The following is an 8,292-nucleotide window of genomic DNA, read 5'->3' on the forward strand; positions in this document are numbered from 1 at the left end:
AGACCGAGCCCGGTGGCGCGTCGAAGGGCTGACGCCTCATGCGGCGCTTGCGGTCGGGGTGGGCGCCGGCGTCTCGGCGACAGGGGTCGACGCCGGCGTGCTCGGGGTGTCCGAAGGCGAGCCGGAACCGGCGTCGCCGCCGCTTCCGCCGGTGCCCGTGCCGGGGCCGCCGCCGGTCGGCTGGTCGGTGGGCTCGCCACCAGCCGGTGAGTTGGTCGGCGCCGAGGTCGGTGGCTGGCTGGTCGGCGGCGGTGGGGCCGGCGTCGCCTCCGGCGGCTGGGTCGGCTCACCCGTGACGGGTGGTGGAGACACCGGCCGCGTGCATTGCGTCGGGCTTGGCGTCGGCCGGACCGCGACCGGGACGGTCGGGGTGCGTGGCGCGCCGGGCCCACCGGGCGTGGTCGGTGGTGCGGGCGGCGGCACCAGCGGTCCGAGAACCTGCCGGCCCAACCCCGTGTGCACGGGGATCTCGGCCGAGGCACCTTCCCGGTTGGGCAGCGAGACGCGGTCAGGGAACGGCATCAACGCACGCGGCAATGCGGGTTCACCGGCGATGCTGACGCCGACAATGCCGGTGTAGCTCAGACAGACGGCTCCGATGCCGCATGCCGCCCAGCGCAGCAGCCGACTGCGGCGGCCGCTCTCGTCGACGAAGATCGGCGCTGCCACGCCCACCTGCTCGGCGGCGCTGACGATGATGTCGTTTTCGGGCTCCTGGGCCGGAATCACGCGGTGAGCGTATGGCCAGTTCCCGACAGTTTGGGCATAAAAACCACCAAATTAGCCCGTTTTGGGAGCCTGGCGGGAGGGGCCAGATCGACCCGCCGACGAGGCCGCCATCCGGTCGTCCCTGCTGCGACAGACGCTTCGAGATCATCGTGCCGGCCAGCCCTTGGTCCGGGCCGGGACCATCCGTATCAGCGGCGGGTAATTCCCCCTCAGCAGCAGTGGCACTGACTCACCAGTGGGCGAGGGACATCGAGCAGCTTCGCCGCCCTCAGGAGCCGATCCACGACGAGGGTCCCTCAGGGCTCGTTGCCTGATTTACCGCTGTCCGGCTCGCCCTCGCCGTGCTCGAGCTTCCCGACCGACGACACCAGACCGCGGAAACCTACCGCCACGACCACCCCGACCGCGGCGCCGTCCTCGACCGCCTCCTAGCCGTCCTGGACAACAACTGACAGCTAAGGCGAACCGACCCCTTCGCTCACGCCGCGAGCCGGCAGCAGACGAGCCGGTCGCCAGGCGTCACGATGCCAGCCTCCACCGGCCGACGCAGATGCCTGGCATCAGCGGAGAAGCGAACGACGAGTCGGGTCAACCCGTCGACCCGCGCGTTCGGGCTTGCGTGCGATCGCGACGATCAAGCTGTGCGAAGCCGCGTAGGGCGCCCATCCGATGTGGTGGCCAACTCTGCCGGCAATAACCGTCCATCCAGTCGTGACGGCGCTCGTTGGAAGACGTCGACCGACCAGGTCGCTGAGCGCGAAAGTGCAGCTCGGCGGCCTGGTCATCATGTCCGCGGGTGACCCCTGACGACCCCTGTGGCACGGTCTACTGGCACGCGGATGGCACGGCGATCTTGGTTCTTCCCCACACCTTCGGCCGGCGGCGGGATCTCCTCGGTCGGCCAGGTTCAACCCTGCGCGGGGTCTCCGGTCGGGTCAAGGCTCGCCGAAGGCGACCGCGAAGCGGCTCGGCCTCGGCGCGGCCGGAGGTTCCGGTGTAGCCGTCCCGGTGCACGACCGTGGACATCCCATGAGGACACAGATCTCCGAACCGGGCCGACGCCAGGTGGAGCCCCGCTGGGCCTACCGGGTTGGACCTCTGTCTCGGAGCAGTTCTTCCAGGACGTCGAGCACCTTCCCCAGCCGTTGACTGGACGCGCTGTCGAAGATGGGCAGCGATTCGCCGGCGGCGATGTGCTCGCCGAACCCGTAGATCAGATCGCGTAGATCCCGGGCAGTGGCAAGGTCCAGCCGGATGGTCAGCTCCCGATGCATGCCACACCATAACCAGCGATGATGTGCGGACGGCCAGCGCGCGCGATGGGCCGCGCCCAGAGCGCTGCGACGGCAGGCGTTCACCTGGGCTATGCGCTTGGTCAGGATGACCGCGCGGAGGACGTTGGCGATCTTGCTGGGACGCTGGGCGGTGGTCGTCGGGCTCCAGGTCGTCGAGATCGGCCTCGCTCGCTGCTGCCCAGCGGGTCCGAGCTGGTGCGCGAGTTTGGTACCCCACGCGCGACCGTCGTCCAAGCGCTGGAATTCCAGCGCTTGGAAGGCTGGCTCGAAGCACAGCAGGGCAGGGGGCCGGATCGTCCTCGGCCGTCCCCACACTGAGGGCGCGCCCACTCCGACTCGCGTGCTGCGGCTGCTCGCCTGCGAGGACTCCACCCGCGTGACTCTGTTGCGTGCGGCGCCAACGCCAGCCACCGACCGCACGGCCGATCTACTCGGTCTCACCACTCCCGCCCGGGTCGTTGCCCGTCGACGGCTGCTCGCAGACAGCGGCGCCATGCCACCAGCGTTCGCAGTCGTGCACGTGCCTGACGACATCGCTCGCCGGTCCGCGTTCGTGATGAACGCGCCCATCGCGAAGGGAAATCGTCTCCCGCCTCGACCGCACCGGGCACCGCCCGCGGCGCGTCACCGAGCGGCTCACCGTAGGGCCCGCGACAACCCGCGAGGCAGGGCTTCTCACGTCCATCGCGGCCGTTGCTTGCTCGTCTCAACCCTGGTCGTCCTCGACGCCGACGCCCGGCCGCTGGCCGCGTTTGACGCTCTGCAACCGGCTGACCGCACCATCGTGGTCGGACATGGACTTTCGTGAGTCGGTTCCGAACGCCTTCCAGGCGCGTGTGCCGACGGATTACGTTTCGTTTATGGGGTCCTGGGTCAGCGGGTCGAGACGAGAAGTGCGCATTCCCAAGGTCCGGTTACTTCCGGAGGGCGACCCGCTGGGCCGAAGCGACCAGCAAGGCGGCCCTCGACTACCTGCACGCCGCCAGCGAAATGCCTGCGAGATCGCCGAAGCCATGAACAAGCGGCTAAAGAAGCGGCCAGCTGCCGAGGACCGCAACCACCGTAACGTGGGGTTTCCGGGGCTCGGCCCCGGAGCCAGCATGCTCCATTTGTCTTGACCGCGAGCGGTCAAGACAAATGGAGCGGGCGACGGGAATCGAACCCGCACCGTCAGTTTGGAAGACTGAAGCTCTGCCATTGAGCTACGCCCGCGGGTGCGCCGCGGGCGCACAACCGACAGCGTACCGACAACCTCACACAGCCACGCGGAGCGGGGGTGTGGCGATCTCCAGGAGGGCGTCCGAGGTCACCGACGTGACCGACACCTGCAGACACCCCGGCCGTGTCCGGATCGCGGCCGTGCCGCCCAGCAACCGGGCCGAGCGCACCAGCACCGCGGCCATCTCCTGGTCCGCGAGCCGGACCCCGAACACGCCTCCGCGACGTTGACGCCCCGCGGCCAGCGACGCCGCGTGCCACGCCCGCCGCGCCAGGGTCTCCCGCCGCGCGTTGTGCGGCGACGACGCACCCACCGGGTCAGTCCGCAACAGGAAATGCCGCCCCTGCCGCCACCCCGACGTCAGTTGCTGGATGATCACCGGCCAAGCAGCCGCGGGGACCGTCACGCGGTGCACGAAATATTGCCGCCGCCCGCCGCCGACCAGCGTTGCCCAGGTCGCGCCGCAACCGAGGTCCGTCAGCAATTTCGACAGCCGTTCCGCTGCCTCCGGCTGGTTGAACTCCGCCAGGACCGGCCGCGGCGCCGCGCCGGAGCTCTCCGGCGCGGCGCCGGGGTCCGGCGACGCCGTGTCGCCCCCCGACAGGATGGACGCCCCACGTGTCAGCGTCCCGATGGCGCCGCCGGACGCGGGTCCGGGTGCCGGCCCGGTCCCGAACTCGTAGCCGAAGCCCGACCGCGGCGGTCCCGCTCCGGCCGAGCGGCCCACGCCCGTACACCTGATCAGGCAGGCCGCTTCGAAGATCGCCGGCAGTGACCGCATGGCCGAGTCCAGTGACCGCATGGCCGAGTCCCCGTTGCTCTCGCGCTGCATGGCCATTCGTCATCGCCTCCGCGTTCAGCGTGGCCGCTCCGGCCTGTCAGGGGGATGCGCCAGCCCCTTACTTGAGGAAAACTTGCGCTCCGTGCGGAGCCGGTCGGGAAAGACAGCAGCAGCCCTCGTCGTGCTGGTGCTCGTCGGCGCCGGTGTCTATGGCGAGAGGAACCCGCCGGTCACCCACATCCGGATCGCCACCGGCAGTCAGACGGCCGTCTACTACGCGTTCGGCAAGGCTCTCGGTCAGCTCGTCGAGGACAACCTTCCGAACGCGGACGCCGAGGTGATGGTCACGGCCGCCTCGGTGGAGAACGTGGGGCTGGTGAAGAGAAAGCAGGCCGAGGTCGGCTTCACCCAGGCCGACATCCTGGTCACCGGCGACGCGCCGCCAGACCCGCGGGTCAGGGCGCTGGCCCGGGTGTACGAGGATCTCCTGCACCTGGTCGTGCCCACCGACTCGCCGATCACGAAGCTGGCCGACCTGAGCGGCAAGACGGTGGCCACGGGCGCGCCCGGCTCCGGCACGGAGATCACCGTGGACCGGCTGTTGCAGGTCGCCTTTCCCGAGGGCGACGGCACGATCCAGAGGCGCCGCCTGGGATTGGACGACTCGGCCGCCGCGTTGCGGGACGGCCACGTCGACGCGTTCTTCTTCTCCGGCGGCCTGCCGGTGCAGGCGATCGAGGATCTCAACAACGCCGTGGGCATCCGGATCGTGGACCTCAGCGACTACGTCGAGCCCATGCGAAAGGCATTTTCGACGGTGTACGTGCGCCGCGACGTCAACGACTCCGTCTACAACCTCCCGGCGGTCAGCACGCTCGCCGTGCCGAACTTCCTGGTCGTGCCGGCCGACATGCCCGACGACGTGGCATTCGACCTGACCAAGCTCCTCATGGAGCGGCACGAGACGCTGGCCCGCGCCCACCCGGCGGGTGAACGCTTCGACGTCCGCTCGGCGATCGGCACGATGCCGGTGCCTTTACACCCGGGTGCCGCTGCCTACTTCCGCTCGGTGAAGCCGTAGCCGGACCCGGGCCTCGAGCCCGTGCGGCCGCAGCGGCGCGAGCGACAGCGCCCCGCCGGACGCCTCGATCAGCACGGTCGCGATCGAGAGCCCCAGCCCGGCGCCGTCGACGTTCTGCGTGTTGGGCGCCCGCCAGAACCGCCGGGTCGCCAGCCGGCACTGCTCCCGGGTCATGCCCGGGCCGTCGTCCCGGACCGTGACCACCACCCGACCGGGCAGAGCGCTGACGGCGACCTCCACGTGCCCGCCGGCGCCGGCGAACTTCAGCCCGTTGTCGATCAGGGCGTCCAGTGCCTGGTCGAGCGCCGTGTCCGCGGCCTCGGCCTGGACGGGCGACGGGGGCAGGGCGGCGGTCAGGGCGATACCGCGCTGCGCGGCCATCGGCAGCCAGGCCTCGACCCGGGCCGCGACCAGCGCGCCCGCGTCGACGACGACCGGCGGCGTGCGGTCCCACTCGGCGCGGGCCAGGGCGAGCAGGCTGTCCAGCACCCGCGCGAGCCGGTCCGACTCCTCCAGCGCCAGGTGGTGCTCGGGGCCCGCCGCGTCCGGCAGCACGTCGCCCAGGCCTTCGACCCGCAGCCGGAGCACGGTCAGCGGGTTGCGCAGCTGGTGGCTCGCGTGCGCGACGAACAGCCGCTGCCGCTCCAGCGCGTCGGTGACCGTGTCGGCCATCTCGTTGAAGCTGGTGGTCAGGCGGCGCAGCTCGGGCGGGCCGAGCGCGTGCGGCACCCGCGCGGTGCTGTCGCCGGCGGTGATCTCGTGCACGGCCGTGTCCAGCGAGAGCACCGGCCGCAGCACCCATTGCGCCAGCCGCACCGCGGCGACCACCGATCCCACCAGCGCCACCAGCCCGACGACGCCGAGCACGATCCAGGCGAACAGCATCGAGCCGCGGGCGCGCTCGGTCGACGAGATCGTCAACACGCCGCCGAGCACGGCGCCGCCCTCGTAGACCGGCACCGCCACCAGCAGCGGCGCCTCCTGCCAGGGCCAGACGTTGGCGGGCGAGCTCACCTGCCGGCCGGCGAGCGCGCCGCGGACGACCGGGTCGGCGTTCACCCCCGGTCGGGTGCCGGCGTTGGTCACGACGTTGCGGTTCTGGTCGACGACGATGACCACGATCCCGTACAGCTCGTTGTAACGGGCCAGCTCGGTCCGGACGGGTTCGAGCTCGCCCTCGTTGCGCATGACGGGCGCGACCAGCGCCGCGAACCGGGTCGCGTCGGCCAGCCGGTCGGCGAGCAGGGCCTGGGTCGTCCGCCCGCTCATCACCAGCCCCAGCGGCACCTCCAGCGCCAGCAACACCAGGCAGAGCAGCAGGAGGTACGTGGTGACGAGCCGGCGCCGCACGTCACTCCGCCTGGAGGCGGTAGCCGACGCCGCGCACGGTGCGGACGAGGTCGGGGTGGCCGAGCTTGGCCCGCAGGGAGGCGATGTGCACCTCGAGCGTGTGCCGGCCGGACCAGGTGGTCTGCCACACGTCGAGCAGGATCCGCTCGCGGGTGACCGCGACGCCCGGCTGGCGGGCCAGCGAGGCCAGGATGTCGAACTCCTTGCGGGTCAACGAGACCGGCTTGGCGTCGACGGTGACCTCGCGGGCGGTGAAGTCGATCCGCAGCGGCCCGATCTCCCGGGTCTGCCGGGCGGCCACCCCGCGGGCGGCGCGGCGCAGCAGCGCCTCGATCCGGAGTTGGAGCTCGGCCATCGAGAACGGCTTGACCACGTAGTCGTCGGCGCCGACCCGGAAGCCGTTGACCTTGTCGCGCTCGTCAGAGCGGGCGGTCACCGCGATGATCGCCAGGTTGTCGTCACGTGTGCGCAACGCGCGGCACACGTCGATGCCGTCTCCGTCGGGGAGGCTGAGGTCCAGCAGCACGAGGTCGCAGGGCGCGGCCTCGACGGCAGCCTTGGCGGTGGCCGCGTGCTCGACCTGGTAGCCGCGGCGCACCAACATCGACTTCATGACGGACGCCACCCGCAGGTCGTCTTCGACGAGCAGAATGCGCATGGCTCCGCCTCCTCCCCAGGTGCGGTTTTCCGCGCATCCTAACGGCAGCGTGCGCCGAAACCGATGGTCTGACCGACCGCGGACAAGGCTCGACGCGTCAGCGAGTTTGTCCGGCGGGAGCGACGGTCGTGCCCACTGCGGACCCGGGCAATAGCATTTGTCCGCTTTATCTGTCACCCACCGTGCGGGAATGGGACGCCGGGCGCGGACGGCGCACGCCTACCGCATAGACTTCGGTTCGCCACGGGGTGTGGCGCAGCTTGGTAGCGCACTCGCTTTGGGAGCGAGGGGCCGTGGGTTCAAATCCCGCCACCCCGACTGGGACCACCAGGGGTGGTCCAGCCGCGACGCGCCTACACTCGATGGGCTGATCACCCCAAATATCATTTCGAGGAGTACGCCTGTGAAGAGCACCGTCGAGACCCTGAGCCCGACCCGGGTGCGGCTCGCCATCGAGGTGCCGTTCGTCGAGCTCGAGCCGAGCCTCCGCAAGGCGTACCGGGAGATCGCCCAGCAGGTGACCGTGCCCGGTTTCCGTAAGGGCAAGGTGCCGTCCGCCGTGATCGACCAGCGGGTCGGCCGCGGTGCCGTGCTCAACGAGGCCGTGCAGGAGGCGATCCCGGAGAACATCGTCGCCGCCGTCCGCGAGCACGAGGTGAAGACGCTCGGCCGCCCCGAGGTGGAGATCACCGAGTTCGGCGACGGCGAGCCGCTGAAGTTCACCGCCGAGATCGACGTGCGCCCGGAGATCACGCTGCCCGACCTGTCGACGGTCGAGGTCACGGTCGACGAGCTGCAGATCGGTGACAACGAGATCGACAGCCAGGTCGAGGCGCTGCGCGAGCGCTTCGCGACCCTCAAGACCGTCGAGCGGGCCGCGCAGGACGACGACTACGTCCAGATCGACATGAAGGCGACCGTCGACGGCGAAGAGGTGCCCGGCGGTTCCGCCACCAACATCTCCCACGAGGTCGGCAGCAAGCAGCTCCTGCCGGGGCTCGACGAGGTGCTGGTCGGCCTCTCCGCCGGCGACGAGACCTCGTTCAGCACGCAGCTGGTCGGCGGCGACTTCGCCGGCCGGGACGCCGACGTCGCGGTCACGGTCCGCACCGTCAAGGAGAAGCAGCTCCCCGCGCTGGACGACGACTTCGCCCAGCTCGCCAGCGAGTTCGACACCCT

At 70.8% G+C, this 8,292-nt stretch carries 8 protein-coding genes and 2 tRNA genes; 4 read left to right on the top strand and 6 right to left on the bottom strand.

Features of this window, described 5'->3' with window-relative positions:
• Positions 1 to 36 precede the first annotated feature (36 nt).
• Both Air01nite_RS25315 and Air01nite_RS25320 read right to left on the bottom strand, forming a co-directional pair.
• Complete coding sequence (locus tag Air01nite_RS25315; RefSeq protein ID WP_203705759.1) at positions 37 to 729, bottom strand: hypothetical protein; 693 nt, start codon at positions 727 to 729, stop codon at positions 37 to 39.
• Positions 730 to 1,811: 1,082 nt separating this feature from the next.
• Positions 1,812 to 2,258, bottom strand: a complete 447-nt coding sequence (locus tag Air01nite_RS25320; RefSeq protein WP_203705780.1) for a hypothetical protein — start codon at positions 2,256 to 2,258, stop codon at positions 1,812 to 1,814.
• A 560-nt stretch (positions 2,259 to 2,818) separates the two neighbouring features.
• Between Air01nite_RS25320 and Air01nite_RS25330 the strand changes: the two genes are divergently transcribed.
• The gene (locus Air01nite_RS25330) at positions 2,819 to 3,142 is read left to right on the top strand and encodes a hypothetical protein (RefSeq protein WP_203705761.1); all 324 of its coding nucleotides are present in this window, start codon (positions 2,819 to 2,821) and stop codon (positions 3,140 to 3,142) included.
• Positions 3,143 to 3,162: 20 nt separating this feature from the next.
• Here Air01nite_RS25330 and Air01nite_RS25335 read toward each other — a convergent pair.
• A tRNA-Gly gene (locus Air01nite_RS25335) sits at positions 3,163 to 3,236 on the bottom strand.
• A 41-nt stretch (positions 3,237 to 3,277) separates the two neighbouring features.
• Positions 3,278 to 4,045 carry a hypothetical protein gene (locus tag Air01nite_RS25340; protein WP_203705762.1) on the bottom strand — a complete coding sequence of 256 codons (768 nt, stop codon included), beginning with the start codon at positions 4,043 to 4,045 and terminating at the stop codon, positions 3,278 to 3,280.
• Between the two features lie 121 nt (positions 4,046 to 4,166).
• Here Air01nite_RS25340 and Air01nite_RS25345 point away from each other — a divergent pair, with 121 nt between their 5' ends.
• Entirely contained in the window at positions 4,167 to 5,105 is a 939-nt protein-coding gene (locus Air01nite_RS25345; RefSeq protein ID WP_239090964.1) for a TAXI family TRAP transporter solute-binding subunit, read from the top strand.
• On the opposite strand, the gene Air01nite_RS25350 is transcribed toward Air01nite_RS25345, so the two are convergent.
• Together Air01nite_RS25350 and Air01nite_RS25355 are read right to left on the bottom strand one after the other, a co-directional pair.
• Entirely contained in the window at positions 5,061 to 6,455 is a 1,395-nt protein-coding gene (locus Air01nite_RS25350) for a sensor histidine kinase (protein WP_203705764.1), read from the bottom strand. The two genes, Air01nite_RS25345 and Air01nite_RS25350, sit on opposite strands and share 45 nt — an antisense overlap.
• Position 6,456: 1 nt before the next feature.
• Positions 6,457 to 7,113 (bottom strand): response regulator transcription factor, encoded by a 657-nt coding sequence (locus Air01nite_RS25355; protein WP_203705765.1) that lies wholly within the window; start codon positions 7,111 to 7,113, stop codon positions 6,457 to 6,459.
• Positions 7,114 to 7,357: 244 nt separating this feature from the next.
• Between Air01nite_RS25355 and Air01nite_RS25360 the strand changes: the two genes are divergently transcribed.
• Both Air01nite_RS25360 and tig read left to right on the top strand, forming a co-directional pair.
• Positions 7,358 to 7,431: transfer RNA gene (locus tag Air01nite_RS25360), tRNA-Pro, on the top strand.
• An 85-nt stretch (positions 7,432 to 7,516) separates the two neighbouring features.
• Positions 7,517 to 8,292 (top strand): trigger factor (gene tig, locus Air01nite_RS25365; RefSeq protein ID WP_203705767.1); only part of this gene is annotated, 776 nt, incomplete at its 3' end.

Source organism: Asanoa iriomotensis (assembly GCF_016862515.1).
GTDB lineage: Bacteria > Actinomycetota > Actinomycetes > Mycobacteriales > Micromonosporaceae > Asanoa > Asanoa iriomotensis.